Raw genomic sequence first — 727 nt, 5'->3', positions numbered from 1 at the left:
GCAGGGCGGATGCCACCGGCATGGGACAGGCAATGGGCCAGCCGCAACGGGTGCCGGCGGAATAGCCGGCACGTCGACCCCGGGAAGATCGGCCGCCTTTGGGCGGTGGATCCCATCAGACGCCAAGCGAGCGACACGAGGCCAAGGCGCAAGACAAGCTCCGTCATAGGAGCCAGCACCGGCCGAGGAGGATGTCATGGACGAGAAGCTCATCCTGAAGCGACCCGACAGCCAGCAGGCGGTCGCGCCGATGAACCGTTACGAGATCGCCGACAAGCCGGAGCGCAAGCGCGGCCGCATGCTGTTGTCGGCCTTGTTTCTGGGCGGTCTCGGCTCGGTGTTTGCCGGCCGCGACGAGGCCGGCGGCAATACGCCGGCGCATCGGCCGGGGCTTGGCGACGGCGAGGCGATGGCGCCGGTGGACGAGCCTGAGACCGGCCCGGATCTCGCCGGTGCGCTCGATGTCGTCAACGATGTCGCCGATTACTTCCGCGAGCTGATGGCCGACTTCGCGCTGACCACCGGCACGGTGCCAACCGTGACCGGACGGCTGCGCGCCTCGGTGCGGCTGTCCTTCGACGACGGCCGTCCCGATCCCGGCTTTGTCGACGACCGGCCGCTCCAGCAGAAGGCCCGCTCGGCCAACGACAACGGCCTGGACAACTTCAGCTTCCCGCGGCTGTCGTCCTTCGGCAACCTGCCCTCGACCGGCGGCCGCAAGGATGAC

The 727-nt window shown here is 69.1% G+C and carries 1 protein-coding gene; it reads left to right on the top strand.

All coding sequences use genetic code 11. The features are described from left to right. Positions 1 to 196: 196 nt before the first annotated feature. Positions 197 to 727: hypothetical protein (locus BLJAPNOD_RS34965; protein ID WP_147294641.1), on the top strand; the 531-nt coding region annotated here is incomplete at its 3' end.

The organism is Ensifer sp. M14, from assembly GCF_003355565.1.
Lineage (GTDB): Bacteria > Pseudomonadota > Alphaproteobacteria > Rhizobiales > Rhizobiaceae > Ensifer.
The sequence above is the reverse complement of the archived record's forward strand: the minus strand, read 5'-3'. Positions and strand labels throughout refer to the sequence as shown.